Raw genomic sequence first — 17,327 nt, 5'->3', positions numbered from 1 at the left:
AAGAGGGATGAGCATGGGAAAGACCTTTTATCTGGAGATTACGGCCAGTGACCGAAAGTTTTATAACGGTGAATGTGAGATGATGATCTTTCCGGCGATCGATGGTGAACAGGGCATCCTGCCCAACCATGAGTCCATGGTGACCGCGGTGAAGACAGGAGCACTCAGGTTCAAAGTAAACGGTGAGTGGAAAGAAGCAGCTGTGGGCGACGGCTTTGTAGAGATCATGCCGGAGTTCGTCGTTCTCCTGGCAGACACGGTAGAATGGCCGGATGAAATTGATATCCGGCGGGCAGAGGAAGCAAAAGAGCGCGCCCAGGAAAGACTCAGGCAGAAGGAAAGCCAGAAGGAGTACTATCACAGCAAAGCCGCGCTTTCCAGGGCCATAGCAAGGCTCAAGGTGACGGGCAAGCATTTATAAGGCAAAATTCGAGCCGGAAAGTCGACAACAATTAGTTGACAAGCCAAAGAGAATCCGCTAATATAAACTTTAATAAAAGGGAGTAGCTGGCGAGCAAATCGTTTGCGGTGTCGTCAATCTCGATGAAGAAATTCATCCGTATCGTAATGAAACAGCGAGACTTTTATTGCACGAAAGATGCAGTAAAAGTCTCGCTGTTTTTTTCGTCGGAAAAAGAAAGAAAATACATATAGAAATGGAGAATGATGAAATATGAAAGAGTTTTACCAACAGACAGCAGAAGAAGTCAGGAAGCGACTGAACGGCTCGATGGAACCTTTGAGCGCTGCACAGGTCACGGAACATCAAAAACAGTATGGGTACAATGAACTGGTCGAAGGGAAAAAGAAAAGTGTACTGCAGATCTTTCTCGAACAGTTTAAGGACTTTCTCGTTATTATTCTGATCATCGCAGCTACTGTATCAGGATTTCTGGGAGATGTGGAGAGCACCGCGGTTATTTTGGTCGTCATCACGGTCAATGCCGTCCTCGGTACCGTTCAGACCGTGAAGGCAGAACAATCCCTGAACAGCTTAAAACAGCTGTCGGCACCGACGGCCAAGGTGATCCGGGACGGGATCACCGTACAGATTCCGTCCAGAGAAGTGACTGTGGGGGATGAGATACTCCTGGAGGCAGGGGATTCCATACCCGCGGATGGAAGAATCTTAGAATCAGCCAGCTTAAAAGTGGACGAGAGTGCGCTGACCGGGGAAAGCCTGGGCGTAGAAAAGACCGCCGGCATCATCATCAGCCAGGTTCCGCTGGGAGACCGGACCAATATGGTGTATTCGGGAAGTTTTGTCACCTATGGAAGAGGGAAATTCCTCGTGACAGGGGTGGGAATGGACACGGAAGTCGGAAAGATTGCGGGAATGCTGAAAAATACAGAGGAAAAAAGGACTCCTCTCCAGGTCAATCTGGATCAGTTCGGACAAAAACTCTCCCTTTTGATCCTGGTATTCTGCGGAATCCTGTTTGGGATCAGTGTCATCCGGGGCGAGGATATGGGAGACGCATTTATGTTTGCCGTAGCATTGGCGGTTGCGGCAATCCCGGAAGCGTTAAGTTCCATCGTGACGATCGTTCTCTCCTTTGGAACACAGAAGATGGCCAAGGAACATGCGATCATCAGAAAACTCCAGGCAGTGGAAGGACTGGGAAGTGTGTCTGTCATCTGTTCCGACAAGACCGGTACGCTTACGCAGAATAAGATGACAGTGGAAGACTATTATGTGGGAGGTGTCAGGATTCCTGCCGCCCATATTGACCTGAAGAAACCGGCCCAGAAACAGCTGCTGGATTACAGTATGCTCTGCAACGACTCTACGAACGTCAACGGCGAGGAGATTGGAGATCCCACGGAGACTGCGCTGATCAATCTGGGGGACAAGCTGGGAAGGAAAGCCGAGAGCGTTCGGTGTTTCTACCCGAGGGTGGCGGAGATACCCTTTGACAGTGACCGGAAACTAATGTCTACGGTGCATGACATGGAAAACGGATATGTCATGGTAACAAAAGGGGCTGTGGACGTGCTTCTGAACCGGCTGGTATCCATTCAAAAAGGCGATAAAACCACAGTGATTACCAACTGGGATAAAAAACAGATTGAAGCCTGCAACCAGGAATTTTCACGGAACGGCCTGAGAGTTTTAGCAATCGCATACAAGACCATAGAAAAAGGGAAACGGCTCACGCCGGATGATGAAAACGGCTATACTTTCCTTGGACTGATCTCTATGATGGACCCTCCGAGAAATGAATCTAGGTCTGCGGTAGCGCAGTGCATCCAGGCAGGGATACGCCCGATTATGATTACGGGAGACCACAAAGTAACTGCCGCTGCCATAGCGAAGCGTATTGGGATATTAAAACATGAAAGCGAAGCCTGTGAGGGTTCTGAGATCGATCATATGTCCGATCAGGAGCTTGAAAAATTTGTGGAAGGGATTTCTGTTTACGCGAGAGTTTCGCCGGAACACAAGATCCGGATCGTACAGACATGGCAGAGAAAAGGCAATATCGTCTCTATGACAGGTGACGGGGTCAACGACGCACCGGCGCTCAAGCAGGCAGACATCGGTGTGGCAATGGGGATCACGGGAAGTGAAGTCTCCAAGGACGCTTCCTCAATGGTGCTTACAGACGATAACTTTGCGACCATCGTAAAGGCAGTGGAAAACGGAAGGAATTTGTACAGAAACATAAAGAATGCGATCCAGTTCCTGCTGTCGGGAAACTTTGCGGGAATCCTTGCGGTGCTTTATGCGTCTATCGCTGCACTTCCGGTTCCGTTTGCTCCGGTGCATTTACTGTTTATCAACCTGCTTACAGACAGCCTTCCGGCCATCGCACTCGGACTGGAACCCCACACCGACAAGGTGATGGAAGAGAAACCGAGGCCTGTGAACGAATCTATACTCACAAAAGATTTCCTGGTTAATATCGGGATCGAAGGATTTGTGATCGGAGTCATGACGATGATCGGATTTATGATCGGATACCGTGAACAAAATGCTCTTCTGGCAAGCACAATGGCATTTGGAACGCTCTGTATGTCGAGGCTGGTGCACAGCTTTAACTGCAAGTCAAATCATCCGGTGCTGTTTACAAGAAAATTTTTCGACAATATGTATCTGATCGGTGCATTTATACTTGGAGTAATTCTGATGACATGTGTAATGACTATACCTTCGCTTCATACATTGTTTAAAGTCCAGACACTGAATATGCAGCAGCTGTTTACCGTATATGGACTGGCACTGGCAAATCTTCCGCTGATCCAGCTGCTGAAAGCCATAAGAGTGAGAGTGCGGATATTATAAGTTGATGACAAAAGGAGCCGAATCCTAATTTTATTTTGGGAATCGGCTCCCTTTTTCTTGTCAGAAAGAGAGAAAAGCTTTAAAATGAAGAGAACGGAATAGAGACAGTGATGATCAGAAAAAGGGGATATGCGAAAAAGATAAATACGGAAATTATACCGGGCTGACGCCGGATTATCTGAACGAGATCGCAAAATATACGAACTGGGAGTACGAATATGTTCCGACCACATCAGATACCTTTATACAGGATCTGGCCGATGGAAAGTATGATGTATTGGGAGGCGCCTACTATGCCAAGGAATTGAAGCCTTATTTTGCATATCCAAAGTACAGTATGGGGAGCAGCCGTGGAGGAACGCATTTCAAAGCGTGATGGAAATAGTGGTAAAAAACTCATAAAAAAGCGCCGTACCCCAGAGAATAAAACGGGGATACGGCATTTCCTTTTAGTTTAAAATAAATGGCTCTAATGCATTTTCAATGTCTTCCAGTTCGTCTTCGCCGTAAACGGTGAGGAGCAGCGGTTTGGACAATTCCAGGCTGAAAATGCCCATAATGGATTTTGCATCGACAACATAGCGGCCGGATGCTAAATCTATCTCGGATTTAAACCGGTTGATCAAGTTGACAAAGTCTTTTACTTTGTCTATGGAATCTAACAATATTTTATAGGTTTTCATATCAAACACCCCTTTCTTCTTTGCTGATGCAATGTCATGGTACAATTTTTTGAGCGGAAAGTCAAATTTCTCATAAGAATATATTGACAAGAAACGGATAAAATGAATAAAATAAAGGTCAGCGAAAAGGGAGAGAAGAAAGCAGGGAGGAAGATGCATGGGACTTTTAACAAGAGTGACAGACAATAATCCATACAGTAAAGATATCGACGAATTGCTGGAAAAGCGTGCCGATGTACAGGAAAAAGATACGGAAGACGGACTTACCTATGAGGAATCTATGAAAAAGATTGAGGAACGGATTAAGGAATTAGGCATCCTTGAAGAGAAAGAATAAAATAGAATCTGAGACGTGCGTCATTATGCAGCGCACGTTTTCATTTAACTGAATTGTAAACCTATATAATTATTGTGGTTGACAATTTGGAATTCATAGCGTATACTTCATTAACGAAGCGGGAAAGAGAAAGGAGTTTATATGCTGGAGGAATTTAAAAGACAGATCCTTTCAGGAGAACAGGGACAGACCAAAATAGAAGATGTATTGTTTTTGCTGGATGCGGATCTTGAGATGCTGTGCCGGTCGGCAGACAGGATCAGAAAGCATTTTTGCAAAGACCACGGCGATCTCTGTACGATCATCAATGGGAAAAGCGGAAAGTGTAGCGAGGACTGCAGGTTTTGTGCACAGTCATCCCATCACCGGACTCAGGCGGACGAATATGCATTTCTTCCGGCCGAAGAGATTTTGAAGGACTGCCGGATGCAGGAAAGAAAAGGAATACACAGGTACTCTATCGTGACAGCCGGAAAATCTCTTGAGGGAGAAGATTTTTCAAGAGCTTTAAAGGCCTATCGTGCTATGTATGAACAGTGCAGTGTTTCCCTTTGTGCATCCCACGGATTTCTGTCTTATGAAGCTTTTTTAGATCTGAAAAGAAATGGAGTCACACGATATCACTGTAATTTAGAAACATCAAGACGTTTTTTCTCTGAGATCTGCACGACTCATACATATGTTGACAAGATCTCAAATATTGAGAGGGCAAAGAAAGCAGGCCTTGAGATCTGTTCCGGCGGGATCATCGGAATGGGTGAGACAGAGGAGGACAGGCTGTCTTTGGCCCTTGAACTCGCAGGACTCGGAGTTGATTCTATTCCGATCAATGTTCTTACGCCGATTGAAGGAACTCCTCTGGAAGGCAGAAAAAGGCTCGGCGAAGAGGAAATACTGAGGGCAGTTGCAGTGTTCCGGCTCTTAAATCCCAAGGCAGAAATCCGTCTGGCGGCAGGGCGGAATTTGATGGAAGACTGCGGAAGAGAGGCGTTTTGTTCCGGGGCCAACGGAGCGATCACTGGTGATATGCTCACTACATCCGGCAACAGGGTGGAAGACGACAGAAAGATGTTTTCACAGCTTGGATTTTCATTGACATAAGGAGGAGAATGACTATGAAGAGACTAGAAACAAGGCAGATGACACTCATAGGACTGATGTCGGCACTCATGTGCGTTGCGGGACCGCTTTCTGTTCCGCTGCCGTTTACACCGATTCCCATTTCACTCACAAATCTGGTTATTTATTTGACGGCATTTGTACTTGGGTGCAAATCCGGCACTGTGAGTTATGTGATCTATCTGCTGCTTGGCACAGCGGGACTCCCGGTTTTTTCAGGATTTACGGGGGGCCTGTCTAAGCTTGCCGGCCCTACGGGAGGATATTTGATCGGATTCGTATTGACGGCTGCAGTCTGTGGATTTGCAGCGGATCATTCCGGAGGAAAAAGAACCATACAATTTGCGGGAATGGTGATCGGAACGCTGGCGGCATATCTGTTCGGGACTGTTTGGCTCTGTTCGCAGATGAACCTTACACCGCTCCAGGGCCTCATGGCCGGAGTCATCCCGTATTTGCCGGGGGACCTGGTGAAAATGATACTGGCTGCGGCGATAGGAAACAGCATCCGGCAGACGGTGAAGCAAACGGCGTCAGCGTCTTCATAGCAGAGAAAAGGCATGAAAAAGAAATTTTTTCATGTCTTTTTTATTGACAAATTATTTGTACCATCGTATTATTGTATTAAAAGATCAGTACAATAATACGATGGTACAAGGAGGATTCTATGGACACGATTGTGAATGCAGAGGAGATTACAAAATCCTTTGGAAAACAAATAGCAGTGAGAAATGTCAGTATGGAAGTAAAAAAGGGAGATATTTACGGATTTATCGGAGAGAACGGTGCAGGGAAGACCACCATGATCCGGATGATGGCAGGATTGGCCAAACCCTCTTCCGGCAGGCTTTCCCTGTTCGGTTCCTATGATCTGGTCAAGGCAAGGGAAAAGATCGGGACAGTGATTGAATATCCGGCGCTGATTCCCGGTATGACGGCCAGAGAAAATCTCATGGTGGAGATGAAGCTCAGGGGACTGAAAGATCCGAAAAAGATTGAGGAAGTCCTCATAAAGGTGGGGCTTGCAGATACCAAAAAGAAGAAGGTGAAAAATTTCTCCCTTGGCATGAAGCAGAGGCTGGCGATCGCCATTGCACTTTTGGGCGATCCGGAATTTTTAATCCTGGATGAACCTACCAACGGGCTTGATCCGGTAGGAATCCGTGAGATCAGAGAATTGATCCAGGAGCTGAATCAGGAACATCATATCACGGTTTTGATATCAAGCCATATTTTGGGAGAGTTATCGAAACTGGCTACCAGATACGGTATCATCCATAAGGGTGAGCTGATTCAGGAATTTACGGAAGAAGAATTAAACAGGCAGAGTCAGTCCAGTCTTACGGTAAAGATGCCGAAGGAACAGAGGGAGAAGGCGTGCAAAGTTATGAGAGAGCATTTTTCGGCAGAAGCATTCCAGATGGTAGGAGAAGAAGAGTTAAAGGTCTACGGATTTTTTGAAAAGCCGGGGAAAGTCAATAAGGTGCTTATGCAGGAAGGAATCCAGGTAGAAGAAATCTTTGTGGAAAATATGGATCTGGAAAAATACTTTTTAAGAGCAGTGGGAGGTGCGGCATGTTAAATTTAATTCGGGCAGATATTTATAAATTGTTAAAATCAACGTCATTTCGTGTATGCGGAGTCCTGTTCCTTTTGCTGATGGGATCTGAGAATTTCCTTTATCATCTTGTGGAAAAAATGGGCGGAGGTACAGGGACGCAGACGACGGTCATTTCAAGGATACAGGGGACAGATATCTCTTATCAGATTTTGTTGGCAATCGTTATCTCTCTGTTCATAGGCAGTGAATATACCTGTGGAACCATTAAAAATCTGGCATCAAAGCATTATGAGAGAAATAAAATCTTTGCTTCCAAGTGGATCGTGAGCGTCCTGCTGGCAACGGTTTATTTTGCGGCGAGCGTTGTAATTGTGGGAATCACTGCTATGTTTTACTGGAAAACCGGGGATATGAGCGGGACTGTCATAAGCGATACCGCAGGCTTTTTGTTCACAAAATATATTCTGGTCCTCAGCATCACATCTCTGTATGTTATGGCCGCATTTATAATAAGGAAGACACAATTTGTCCTTCCAGTTGCCATCATTGGGCTGGACGTTATTGGAATCATTGCAGTATATGGGGATATGGGACTCACAAAACTTTTGGGGCATACGGTGCAGCTGTCAAAATACTGGCCGAGCAACATGCTGGCTCAGATCATACAGAGCGGAGTACAACATGCCGAACTTCTTCCCGGGATATTAACCGGAATCGTATTTCTTATCGCTGCCGCGGCCGGCGGAGTCATGCATTTTAAACAAGTGGATATCAAATAACCCGGTTGACATTTTTAAGGAAAGCGCATAAACTATATGGTAAGTGAAATGCGCAGAACAGAAAGAGTACCTTCACTGGAACTAACAGAGAGAAACTGTCACCGGCTGAAAGCAGTTTTTAGGAAATGTGTTGGGAATGCCTCTGGGAGCAGACAGGGCGAAGCGGCAGTAGTCCTGTACGTGGCCGGCGTTAACGGAAGGTTAAGGGAAAGCATCCTTAAGGATACTTTAAGTAAGAGTGGAACCGCGGATACAACTTCGTCTCTTTTTTTGAGACGGAGTTTTTTTGTTTGGAGGTAAGTATGGGCTTTAGAGAGTTTGCAAAAAGCCAGTTTGACATCATAAAGGACCGGGACCCGGCCCTTAAAAACCAAAAGGAAGTATATCTTTATCCTTATGTCAGGGCTTTATATTGGTACCGGATCACACACCAATTATATAAGGAAGGGAATTTTTATAAGGCCAGAAAGATTTCACAAAAGATTGCCAGGAAGACCGGAATTGAGATCCATCCGGGAGCACAGATAGGAAAAGGGCTGTTCATTGACCACGGACATGGGGTTGTCATCGGCGAGACTACGATTATCGGCGACAATGTGACCATTTACCAGGGAGTTACGCTGGGAGGCACCGGAAATGAAACCGGGAAGCGCCATCCCACCATTGAGGATAATGTTTTGATCAGCGCCGGGGCGAAAGTACTAGGATCGATCACGATTGGGAAGAATTCCAAGATAGGAGCAGGTTCGGTTGTGGTTTCCGATGTGCCGCCCAACTCGACAGTGGTCGGAGTGCCGGGCAGAGTGATCAAGAGAGACGGGACCAGGATTCAGAGTCTGGAACTTAACCAGATTGACCTTCCGGATCCGGTTGATATGGATATTGAGAAGCTGGCTAAGGAAAATGCTGAGTTAAGAAGTGCTCTCAATATATTTATGGAGCACTGCAAACGTGTAGAGGATGCTGCGAAAGGAGATAAAGAATGAAGATCTATAATACACTGACAAGACAAAAAGAGGAGTTTGTTCCGGTACATCCAGGGAAAGTGGGCATGTACGTGTGCGGCCCGACTGTTTATAATTACATTCATATCGGGAATGCACGGCCGATGATCATTTTTGACACGGTCCGCAGATATTTTGAATACAAGGGATATGATGTCAATTATGTCTCTAACTTTACGGATGTAGACGATAAGATCATAAAAAAGGCCAATGAAGAAGGAGTGTCTGCCACAGAAATCGCGGAGCGCTACATCAAAGAGTGCAAAAAAGATATGGAGGGCCTAAATGTAAAGCCGGCGACCCACCAGCCGAAAGCCACAGAAGAGATCGACGGAATGATCCGCATGATTGGGACCTTGATCGAAAAAGGGCATGCCTACGAAGCAAACGGTACCGTTTACTTTAAAACCCGTTCTTTTGACGGCTACGGAAAGCTTTCCAAAAAGAACATCGATGACTTGGAGGCAGGCCACAGGGACATCAAAGTCCGCGGGGAAGAAGGCAAACAAGATCCGTTGGATTTTGTACTCTGGAAGCCTAAAAAAGAAGGTGAGATCGCATGGCCGTCTCCGTGGGGAGAAGGCCGCCCGGGATGGCATATCGAGTGTTCCGAAATGTCGAAAAAGTATATCGGAGATACGATCGATATTCATGCGGGAGGAGAAGACCTTATCTTCCCGCATCACGAAAACGAAATCGCCCAGAGCGAAGCCTGCAACGACGAATGTTTTGCAAACTACTGGATGCACAACGGATTCCTCAATATCGACAATCAAAAGATGTCCAAATCAGCCGGCAACTTTTTTACCGTCAGGGAGATCAGTGAAAAATATCCGCTTCAGGTCATCCGGTTTTTTATGCTGAGCGCTCATTACCGCAATCCGCTGAATTTCAGCGATACACTGGTTGAATCTGCAAAGAACGGACTGGACCGTATTCTCACAGCCATTGAACTTGTAAGGGATCAGGCGGAAAAGACAGGATCAGCCGTGAACAAAGTGGAAGAAGAGCATCTTAACGAAGCCGGAAAACTGGTCGGCAAATTTGAAGATGCCATGGAAGACGATTTCAACACGGCGGATGCCGTTTCTGCTATCTTTGAACTTGTGAAGTTGGCCAATACAACCGTAAAAGAGTCATCCTCTGATTATGCGGCAAAGCTTCTGGAAATCATGGAAACGCTGTGCGGAGTACTCGGGATCGAGACAAAGCAGGAAGAAGAAATTCTGGATGAAGAGATTGAAAGGCTGATCGAGGAACGTCAGCAGGCGAGAAAAGAAAAAGATTTCGCCAGAGCAGATGAGATCAGGGATGAACTGTTAGAAAAAGGGATTATTTTAAAGGATACAAGAGAAGGCGTAAAATGGAAACGAGCTTAATTGAATTTATGACAAAGGGGCTTGACCTGCCTGAAATCGATCCTAAGACTTACTCACCCCTCGGACTCGCCTATATCGGAGATGCGGTCTATGAGATCGCCGTTCGGACACTGGTTATCTCTGAAGGAAACATGAGCGTGAATAAATATCACAAAAAGTCCAGCAGTTTGGTAAAAGCTTCCACTCAGGCCAGGGTTTATGATAATATAAAAGAAAGGCTCACAGACGAAGAGACAGCCGTCTATAAGCGCGGCAGAAATGCCAAATCCGCTACGGCCGCAAAAAATGCTTCGATCGTGGAATACCGGATGGCGACAGGGATCGAAGCCCTGATCGGATATCTGTACTTATCCGGGAGGATGGCACGGGCTGTGGAGCTGATTAAAATAGGATTAGATGTAGGAGAAAATGAATGAGTTACGAAGAATATCTGCTGGCGGGAAGAAATGCGGTGCTGGAGGCACTGAGAGCGGGAAAGCCCATCGATAAGATCTATATTCTGGACGGATGCCAGGACGGTCCTGTCCGGACGATCGTCCGGGAGGCAAAAAAAACAGACGCAGTTCTGAATTTTGTAGAAAAAGAACGTTTGGATCAGCTTACCAAGGAACATCACCAGGGTGTGGTCGCAATGGCCGCGGCCTATGAATATGCACAGATAGAAGATCTGTTTGCCAGGGCAGAGGAGAAGAACGAAGATCCGTTTTTTATTCTTCTGGACGGTATTGAAGATCCTCACAATCTGGGAGCTATTATAAGAACAGCAAATCTTGCCGGGGCTCATGGCGTCATCATTCCTAAAAGAAGGGCAGTGGGACTGACCCCGACGGTGGCAAAAACATCCGCAGGAGCGCTTAATTATACCCCGGTGGTGAAAGTGACCAACTTGTCAAAGACGATGGAAGAACTGAAGGAGCGGGGGTTATGGTTTGTCTGTGCCGATATGGATGGAGACATCATGTACCGCCAGAATTTAACCGGTCCTATAGGACTGGTCATCGGAAATGAGGGCAGCGGTGTCAGCCGCCTTGTGAAGGAGAAGTGTGATTATACCGCTTCTATTCCGATGAACGGCGATATTGATTCTCTGAACGCATCGGTTGCAGCCGGCGTGCTGGCTTATGAGATCGTGAGGCAGAGACTTTTAAAATAGGGGAACTATGAAAGACTTTGAACATTATTCTGACAGGGACCTGTTAAATGAGATAAAAAGCGGTGACGATCAGGCGATGGATTTTCTGCTGAACCGGTATGGGGGACTGGTGCGCAGGGAATCCAGGAAGTTCTTTCTGGCCGGGGCCGATGAGGAGGACTTGATCCAGGAAGGGATGATCGGTCTTTTTAAAGCTGTAAAAAATTATGACAACGAAAAGAACGCTTCATTTTCCACATTTGCATCACTTTGTGTAAAACGGCAGATTTATACGACGGTGACGGCTTCCAAGAGAAAGAAACACGGTCCATTGAACAACTATATCTCACTGTTTAATGAACAGGGGGAGGAAGACCAGTTTATGGAAGAAGACACGAATCCGGAACAGGTTCTGATACAAAAGGAAAACATCTCTAACTACTATAAGAAAATTGAGACAAAGCTCAGCGGCTTTGAGAAAGATGTGATGGAACTTTATCTGAGCGGAGAAAATTATGTGGAGATTGCCGTAAAACTGGACAAACCGAAAAAGTCCATCGACAATGCGATTCAGAGGATCCGCAGAAAATTAGGGGAAGAAAGTTAATCACCCGGAGGGGGAGTATACATGCAGAATGTTTATGTGTTGTCCGATATTCACGGCCAGAGCCGGGCTTTTTTTGAGATGCTGGAGAAGATCCGGTTCTCTTCAGAGGATAAATTGTTTATTATCGGAGATGTGGTGGACCGTGGGCCGGACGGCATCCAGCTGCTGGAATATATAAGGGAACAGCCGAATATGGAACTTCTCATGGGAAACCATGAAGACATGTTCCTAAGAACTATGGATGATGAGGAATCATGGTATGAGACGTGGCTTTTTAACGGCGGAGGGGTTACTTTAGCTTCTCTTATGTCGTTTCCGAAAGAAGAACAGGAGCAGTGTATCGAGTTTGTTCGAAAGCTCCCTCTTTACCGGATGATCACAGTAGAAGGAAAGCGTTATCTTTTGGTTCATGCCGGCATTGATGCAGCACTGGGAGATTCAGAGGAGAAGCTCTCAGAGATGGACCGGGATACTCTTCTGTGGACACGCAGGGAGTTTTTTAATGCCGTCCTCTCCTGTCCGTATACCGTCATTTTTGGACATACGCCTACAGGCGCACTGCTTTATTATGCGGGGACTTTGACGGAAGAAGCCAGGAAGCAGGCTGCCGCATTTCATATCGCAAAATGGGATCAAAGGATCGCCATTGACTGCGGGGCCGCCTATGGTGAAAATCTTGGCTGTCTGAGATTGAATGATCAGGAAGAATTTTATATAAAAATATGAAAAATTATTGACAAGAATCGATCGGTATGATAAATTTAATAACGGTCTTGCTGATGTGGCACAGGTGGTAGCGCACCTCATTGGTAGTGAGGAGGTCACGGGTTCAACTCCCGTCATCAGCTTATCGTAAGAAACGGCTCAAACTATGATTTTATAGGTTTGGGCCGTTTCTTTTACTAAAAACGTTCGAAAACTATATAATAACAATACATGAGACAAAGTCGAGAGGAAAAGCATATAGATACAATTTACAAGGTGATTTTGAAATCTATTTCGGAAGTGAATCCTGAGCCGGATAATTTGCATGAAGATATTCTAATAGAGCATATATGCAGACTCGACGACCGGAAAATTTATCTGAACGGTAATTGACATTAAAATATCGTGGTGGTATTATGTAAATGAATAATTCATTCATAAGAAGTGGAGGGTGGAACATGAATGATCGCATAAAGTCAATCACAGACGCTGCAACGTATTTATTCTTACAGCAAGGCTATTCTAAAACACAGATTAGCCATATTGCAAAAGCTGTCGGTGTATCTGTTGGTACAATCTATCTCGATTTTGCCGGGAAAAAGGAAATCATGCACTTTGTCTTAAAATGTACCATAGACCCGGCATTTATCAATCAAAATTTTGAAAGACCTATTACAGATGATTTATTTGTCGGTTTGGAAAATGATATTATTGCCGTATTTGAAAAAACAGGAAGCGATTTTGCAAAGCACCTTGTGAACAAAGCAGTCGATTATGACCTTGAAACACTTGTGTCTGACGCTTTTGACATTCTTGCTCAATATGCAGTTGGTTGTCTATTCATTGAAAAAAATCAATTTGATTTCAAATTTTTAGCAGAGCATTACAGAGCGTACCGCAAAAAATTTCTTGAAACTATGACACAATACTTAACAGCCTTTGTTGAAAGCGGCAAGGTACGACCATTAGAGCAGCTTGAACTGACTACTACCTTGATTATTGAAATTTTATCATGGTGGGCTATGGATATACGGTACACGTCTTTTGAAACACAGGACATTCCCCCCGAACTCGCAAAAAAAATCTGCATAGACAATATTATATCTGCATATAAATCCTAAAAATTAGTGGGCAGTCAACTGCCCCTGATTTTTCACCACAATATGAATGAATAATTCATTTATTAAAGAAAGAGAGGTTTTCAAAATGAAAATGAAAAGAAAAATCATTAACGGTATGCTTATGGCGGCTTGCCTTTTTACCCTGTCGGGCTGCTCACACTCTACTCCTGCACAAGCGGCAAACGAGCTGCAATTTAATCTAAACTGTATTTCGGACGTAACTATCTCTTATGATGAAGAAAACATTACCTTTTTCCAATCAGAAAATGACGAGTTAATAATCAAGGAATATATGACTGAAAACAAAAGCCGCTATTATGCTGACGTGAAGCAAGACAGCGGAAGTATTCACGTTAGCGAGGGTGGAAAGCCATTCTTCAAAAGCAATTTTACTAGGTACATAGAAGTATATCTTCCGCAGGAATATCAGGCAAACCTTACTGTTACAACTACTGACGGCAACATTGATATGTCTGATTTAGCCTTAGACTTAAACTCGCTTCGTATTGACAGCACCGCCGGAACAGTACAATTAGACAACGCCGACGCTTCCGTTGTTCATCTGTCCTCTACAAGCGGAAAACTGGATTTAGGGAACATAACAGGCGAACAAATCAGACTTGATACCACCAGCGGTAACGTGACTTGTGCGGAGCTTAACGGAGCTGTCACCTATACCTCTACAAGTGGTGACATTGATGTAAAATCTGCTGTCGGCTCTGGAAGCTATCGGGCAAATAATTCCGGCAATCTAAAAGTGGCTTATACCGAAGTGACAGGCGACCTATCATTTTTTAACAAGAATGACGATATTGAATTGATACTCCCGCAGGATTTGGAATTTGAGTTTGAAGCGACTACAAAAAACGGCTCTGTTTCTACATCATTTCAAGAAAGTATCAGCATTGACGGACGTACTACCCGTGGAACTGTCGGCAGCACTCCCACCGTCACGGTAAAAACAGAAACCAACAACGGGAATATAGCGGTGACGCAATGAAACAGCGGCTTTTTCCCATATTGATATTAGGTGTAGTCATTTTAGCCTGCATCGCGTTTTATTTTGGAGGCGGCTACACCGAATATAACCTTGCATACATTTTTTCCTTTGTGTTTCTGCTCTTTTACGCTCTCTTTTCGGCTTCAACAATTTTGGAAAAAATAGTGCAGATTATTATATATGCACTTGTTATGGTAGTACAGATACTTTTCAATACCTTAGTATTACGCAGTTTGTTTGAGGACAACGGTATAATTGGCTGTTTATGCCGATTACTTGGAATACTGTTTATCTTTATTCCCATTATTATTAAGCAGATATTCTTTTACAGGCGCAATGGTTTTCCCTTTTGCGTATTAGGTGAATATCCGGCATTGACCTATTCTGAACTGTTGAGTAACAAAAATGAAATAGCTTCTAAAATTGAAAAGCTGAAAAGTACAGGACAGGTATTGTCTAAAGCGCATTTGCAGGAAATTTTACATGACTTGCCGCGCCACAGCTCATTTTCTTACATCAACAACGGAAGCCTTACAGCAGAGTATTTTCAAAAAGCTGCTGAAAGTTTTAACGACGGCTTTATTTATCTTGTCATTACACAGACAAAAAGTGCGTCAAGTGAAGTAATCGGACTGTTTACCAACAGGCTATTTAACCATGTGTCACTTTCTTTTGACAGAGATTTGCAGACGATTATCAGCTATAACGGCGGCGAAAAAATCAGGCCACCCGGACTTAACCCTGAACTGCTTGAACATCTGACAGAGAAAACAGGCGCGTCAATTATGCTTTATCAACTTCCGGCGACCCGTCAGCAGAAAAAAACCATGCTTGACAAGGTACAGGAAATAAACAACGAGGGAAGCGCCTATAACTTAATTGGATTGGTATTCAAATTCTCGTGGAAACCCAATATTATGTTCTGTTCACAATTCACATATACCATGTTGGAAATTGCAGGGCTGAATTATTTTGAACAGAAAGCCGCCCGCGTCAGACCAACAGATTTTATAGAGCTTGACTATTACCGAAAGCTGCAATTTGTAGACAGGATTGTTTTAGATAACGGAGATAATGCGTATGGAGAAGAAAACTCGTAAGCGAGTGATTGTTTATTGCATTTTATTTGTAGGGCTTATTGTAGGAATAACCGTTGTACTATTTCCCTCTGTCCTTTCCTCAACAATTATTGGCTCAACTATGCGGCAGGGGGAATGGAAAGTTTCTCTGAACGTATTTTTAGTCACGGGGATTATCGGGATAGTTGGGATTGGTTTTAAGGAGCGAGTAATCCGTTTCTGTCAAAGCAGGGCAAACAAAGAGAAAAGGCTAACATCAAAATGTGAGAGCTTGGATTTTGTCGAAGCAGCACACGGACACAAGGTATATCCTCTTATGTATTGCCACATGGAAGTTGAGGGAAATTTAGATATAAGCCGTTTGCGGTCTGCTATCGCCCGATCCTGTCAATATGTGCCGGAAATCCTCTACACCTACGATTTTACAAGAGGACGCTTTATTGATAAAGGCTTTACCGTGGACGATACCATTAGCCGCACCTCTGTCCTGCTACAATGGGATTTAGGCAAAAAACCGCAGCTTCAAATTGTGATGAATGGTGATGAAAATGAAATAACAATCGGCATGAGCCACATTCTGACTGACGGCGAGGGGTTTTTGCAATATCTATACTTGTTGGCTTCCCTTTATAACGGACAGACCCCCTCTTTTTCATTGGAGAATAGCAGAGATATTTCGCCTGTTTTAAGGAATATCCATATTGGGCGACCAACGGAACAGACACGGCGGCAACGGCACATTACCGTTCCACCTTTAAGGGCGGACAGCGATGGGAAACTGTATTTCTGTTTGTGTAGCCGTATTTGCCCTAAAGACTTTTCAGTTCTTTACAGCAAAAGTAAAAAACAAAATGTAACGCTCAATGACATATTTATTACTGCTTATGCCCGTGTAATATCCCGTTTGCATAAGATACAGACCATTGTTATTCCCTGTCCGGCAGACTTGCGTGGATTTTCGTCTATGTCGGATAAATTGAGCATAGCAAACATGACGGGTATTTATAGAAAGATAGTTGTTGAAATTAAGCCGCAGCACTCTTTCCACGAAACCTTATTGCAAGTTCATATAGAAATGCAACTGCAAAAATCACGTTATCGTTGTTTTGTCGGTATACGCCCGTTAGACTATGTGTTTCACAAAATACCGCACCCTGTTATGGCACAGATTATTAAATGGACTTACCAATTATTCCCTGTTTCTTATACGAACTTCGGAAGAATAGAGCATACAAAACTGTTCTTTGAGGGCTGCAAAATTAAAAGCTGCTATACAACAGGAACATACCGATTACCACCCGATTTTCAATTATCTGTAAGCACATTTCAAAACGTGTGTACGCTAAACTGCACTTTAATAGGTCAGAATGAGGACAGTGTGACCGGGCAAAACATTTTAAATGAAGTCAAGAACGAAATTTTAGAATGGGTGAACATGAACTAAATAACTATCAAAAGATGGCGACTAAGGGATAGCCAGTTAGTCGGCGGCTTTGATAAATTAAAGCCGCCGTTTTTTTGAAAAATTAGAGTAC

General features: G+C 44.4%; 19 protein-coding genes, 1 tRNA gene and 1 other annotated feature. Of the genes, 19 read left to right on the top strand and 1 reads right to left on the bottom strand.

Annotated features, from left to right (window positions below; translation table 11 throughout):
• Window positions 1-7: 7 nt before the first annotated feature.
• The 3 genes from atpC to CI597_RS19360 all read left to right on the top strand — a co-directional run bounded on the left by atpC (window position 8) and on the right by CI597_RS19360 (window position 3,662).
• Window positions 8-421 (top strand): ATP synthase F1 subunit epsilon, encoded by a 414-nt coding sequence (gene atpC / locus CI597_RS06100; RefSeq protein ID WP_034549080.1) that lies wholly within the window; start codon window positions 8-10, stop codon window positions 419-421.
• A 252-nt stretch (window positions 422-673) separates the two neighbouring features.
• Window positions 674-3,286, top strand: a complete 2,613-nt coding sequence (locus CI597_RS06095) for a cation-translocating P-type ATPase (RefSeq protein WP_024726985.1) — start codon at window positions 674-676, stop codon at window positions 3,284-3,286.
• Window positions 3,287-3,413: 127 nt separating this feature from the next.
• Window positions 3,414-3,662 (top strand): transporter substrate-binding domain-containing protein, encoded by a 249-nt coding sequence (locus CI597_RS19360; RefSeq protein WP_268876112.1) that lies wholly within the window; start codon window positions 3,414-3,416, stop codon window positions 3,660-3,662.
• Window positions 3,663-3,735: 73 nt separating this feature from the next.
• On the opposite strand, the gene CI597_RS06085 is transcribed toward CI597_RS19360, so the two are convergent.
• A complete protein-coding gene (locus tag CI597_RS06085; RefSeq protein ID WP_024726986.1) occupies window positions 3,736-3,969 on the bottom strand; it encodes an HPr family phosphocarrier protein in 234 nt (77 codons plus the stop codon).
• A 157-nt stretch (window positions 3,970-4,126) separates the two neighbouring features.
• On the opposite strand from CI597_RS06085, the gene CI597_RS06080 reads away from it, so the two are divergent.
• The 16 genes from CI597_RS06080 to CI597_RS06000 all read left to right on the top strand — a co-directional run bounded on the left by CI597_RS06080 (window position 4,127) and on the right by CI597_RS06000 (window position 17,236).
• Window positions 4,127-4,306, top strand: coding sequence for a hypothetical protein (locus CI597_RS06080; RefSeq protein ID WP_024726987.1), 180 nt, complete (start codon window positions 4,127-4,129; stop codon window positions 4,304-4,306).
• 141 nt (window positions 4,307-4,447) lie between these two features.
• Window positions 4,448-5,407, top strand: coding sequence for a biotin synthase BioB (gene bioB / locus CI597_RS06075; RefSeq protein ID WP_024726988.1), 960 nt, complete (start codon window positions 4,448-4,450; stop codon window positions 5,405-5,407).
• An 8-nt stretch (window positions 5,408-5,415) separates the two neighbouring features.
• Window positions 5,416-5,973 (top strand): biotin transporter BioY, encoded by a 558-nt coding sequence (locus CI597_RS06070; RefSeq protein ID WP_034549083.1) that lies wholly within the window; start codon window positions 5,416-5,418, stop codon window positions 5,971-5,973.
• A gap of 119 nt (window positions 5,974-6,092) precedes the next feature.
• Window positions 6,093-7,007, top strand: coding sequence for an ABC transporter ATP-binding protein (locus CI597_RS06065; protein ID WP_024726990.1), 915 nt, complete (start codon window positions 6,093-6,095; stop codon window positions 7,005-7,007).
• On the top strand, window positions 7,001-7,765 hold the full coding sequence (locus CI597_RS06060; protein ID WP_024726991.1) for an ABC transporter permease: 765 nt from the start codon (window positions 7,001-7,003) through the stop codon (window positions 7,763-7,765). Before CI597_RS06065 ends, CI597_RS06060 begins: the two co-directional genes overlap by 7 nt.
• Before the next feature lie 44 nt (window positions 7,766-7,809).
• Window positions 7,810-8,034 (top strand) — a binding site (T-box leader).
• Window positions 8,035-8,067: 33 nt separating this feature from the next.
• Window positions 8,068-8,751, top strand: coding sequence for a serine O-acetyltransferase EpsC (gene epsC, locus CI597_RS06050; RefSeq protein ID WP_024726993.1), 684 nt, complete (start codon window positions 8,068-8,070; stop codon window positions 8,749-8,751).
• The gene (cysS, locus tag CI597_RS06045) at window positions 8,748-10,148 is read left to right on the top strand and encodes a cysteine--tRNA ligase (RefSeq protein WP_024726994.1); all 1,401 of its coding nucleotides are present in this window, start codon (window positions 8,748-8,750) and stop codon (window positions 10,146-10,148) included. The genes epsC and cysS overlap by 4 nt, the downstream gene beginning before the upstream one ends.
• On the top strand, window positions 10,133-10,564 hold the full coding sequence (locus tag CI597_RS06040) for a Mini-ribonuclease 3 (protein WP_024726995.1): 432 nt from the start codon (window positions 10,133-10,135) through the stop codon (window positions 10,562-10,564). The genes cysS and CI597_RS06040 overlap by 16 nt, the downstream gene beginning before the upstream one ends.
• Complete coding sequence (gene rlmB / locus CI597_RS06035; protein ID WP_024726996.1) at window positions 10,561-11,301, top strand: 23S rRNA (guanosine(2251)-2'-O)-methyltransferase RlmB; 741 nt, start codon at window positions 10,561-10,563, stop codon at window positions 11,299-11,301. The genes CI597_RS06040 and rlmB overlap by 4 nt, the downstream gene beginning before the upstream one ends.
• Before the next feature lie 7 nt (window positions 11,302-11,308).
• The gene (locus tag CI597_RS06030; RefSeq protein ID WP_024726997.1) at window positions 11,309-11,887 is read left to right on the top strand and encodes a sigma-70 family RNA polymerase sigma factor; all 579 of its coding nucleotides are present in this window, start codon (window positions 11,309-11,311) and stop codon (window positions 11,885-11,887) included.
• A gap of 21 nt (window positions 11,888-11,908) precedes the next feature.
• Window positions 11,909-12,613 (top strand): metallophosphoesterase, encoded by a 705-nt coding sequence (locus CI597_RS06025; RefSeq protein WP_024726998.1) that lies wholly within the window; start codon window positions 11,909-11,911, stop codon window positions 12,611-12,613.
• A gap of 49 nt (window positions 12,614-12,662) precedes the next feature.
• Window positions 12,663-12,735: transfer RNA gene (locus tag CI597_RS06020), tRNA-Thr, on the top strand.
• Window positions 12,736-13,050: 315 nt separating this feature from the next.
• Window positions 13,051-13,713, top strand: coding sequence for a TetR/AcrR family transcriptional regulator (locus CI597_RS06015; RefSeq protein WP_024726999.1), 663 nt, complete (start codon window positions 13,051-13,053; stop codon window positions 13,711-13,713).
• Window positions 13,714-13,798: 85 nt separating this feature from the next.
• Window positions 13,799-14,713 carry a DUF4097 family beta strand repeat-containing protein gene (locus CI597_RS06010; protein ID WP_024727000.1) on the top strand — a complete coding sequence of 305 codons (915 nt, stop codon included), beginning with the start codon at window positions 13,799-13,801 and terminating at the stop codon, window positions 14,711-14,713.
• A complete protein-coding gene (locus CI597_RS06005) occupies window positions 14,710-15,813 on the top strand; it encodes a hypothetical protein (protein WP_024727001.1) in 1,104 nt (367 codons plus the stop codon). Before CI597_RS06010 ends, CI597_RS06005 begins: the two co-directional genes overlap by 4 nt.
• On the top strand, window positions 15,794-17,236 hold the full coding sequence (locus CI597_RS06000; protein ID WP_024727002.1) for a hypothetical protein: 1,443 nt from the start codon (window positions 15,794-15,796) through the stop codon (window positions 17,234-17,236). The genes CI597_RS06005 and CI597_RS06000 overlap by 20 nt, the downstream gene beginning before the upstream one ends.
• Window positions 17,237-17,327: the final 91 nt, after the last annotated feature.

This window comes from Anaerostipes hominis (ex Lee et al. 2021) (assembly GCF_002270485.1).
Classification (GTDB): domain Bacteria; phylum Bacillota; class Clostridia; order Lachnospirales; family Lachnospiraceae; genus Anaerostipes; species Anaerostipes hominis.
The sequence above is the reverse complement of the archived record's forward strand: the minus strand, read 5'-3'. Positions and strand labels throughout refer to the sequence as shown.

Bases quoted from the DNA above. Each gene is read 5' to 3' on its own strand.
- atpC (WP_034549080.1), top strand. From the start codon at position 8: ATGAGCATGGGAAAGACCTTTTATCTGGAGATTACGGCCAGTGACCGA.
- CI597_RS06095 (WP_024726985.1), top strand. From the start codon at position 674: ATGAAAGAGTTTTACCAACAGACAGCAGAAGAAGTCAGGAAGCGACTG.
- CI597_RS06085 (WP_024726986.1), bottom strand. From the start codon at position 3,969: ATGAAAACCTATAAAATATTGTTAGATTCCATAGACAAAGTAAAAGAC.
- CI597_RS06080 (WP_024726987.1), top strand. From the start codon at position 4,127: ATGGGACTTTTAACAAGAGTGACAGACAATAATCCATACAGTAAAGAT.
- bioB (WP_024726988.1), top strand. From the start codon at position 4,448: ATGCTGGAGGAATTTAAAAGACAGATCCTTTCAGGAGAACAGGGACAG.
- CI597_RS06070 (WP_034549083.1), top strand. From the start codon at position 5,416: ATGACTATGAAGAGACTAGAAACAAGGCAGATGACACTCATAGGACTG.
- CI597_RS06065 (WP_024726990.1), top strand. From the start codon at position 6,093: ATGGACACGATTGTGAATGCAGAGGAGATTACAAAATCCTTTGGAAAA.
- CI597_RS06060 (WP_024726991.1), top strand. From the start codon at position 7,001: ATGTTAAATTTAATTCGGGCAGATATTTATAAATTGTTAAAATCAACG.
- epsC (WP_024726993.1), top strand. From the start codon at position 8,068: ATGGGCTTTAGAGAGTTTGCAAAAAGCCAGTTTGACATCATAAAGGAC.
- cysS (WP_024726994.1), top strand. From the start codon at position 8,748: ATGAAGATCTATAATACACTGACAAGACAAAAAGAGGAGTTTGTTCCG.
- CI597_RS06040 (WP_024726995.1), top strand. From the start codon at position 10,133: ATGGAAACGAGCTTAATTGAATTTATGACAAAGGGGCTTGACCTGCCT.
- rlmB (WP_024726996.1), top strand. From the start codon at position 10,561: ATGAGTTACGAAGAATATCTGCTGGCGGGAAGAAATGCGGTGCTGGAG.
- CI597_RS06030 (WP_024726997.1), top strand. From the start codon at position 11,309: ATGAAAGACTTTGAACATTATTCTGACAGGGACCTGTTAAATGAGATA.
- CI597_RS06025 (WP_024726998.1), top strand. From the start codon at position 11,909: ATGCAGAATGTTTATGTGTTGTCCGATATTCACGGCCAGAGCCGGGCT.
- CI597_RS06015 (WP_024726999.1), top strand. From the start codon at position 13,051: ATGAATGATCGCATAAAGTCAATCACAGACGCTGCAACGTATTTATTC.
- CI597_RS06010 (WP_024727000.1), top strand. From the start codon at position 13,799: ATGAAAATGAAAAGAAAAATCATTAACGGTATGCTTATGGCGGCTTGC.
- CI597_RS06005 (WP_024727001.1), top strand. From the start codon at position 14,710: ATGAAACAGCGGCTTTTTCCCATATTGATATTAGGTGTAGTCATTTTA.
- CI597_RS06000 (WP_024727002.1), top strand. From the start codon at position 15,794: ATGGAGAAGAAAACTCGTAAGCGAGTGATTGTTTATTGCATTTTATTT.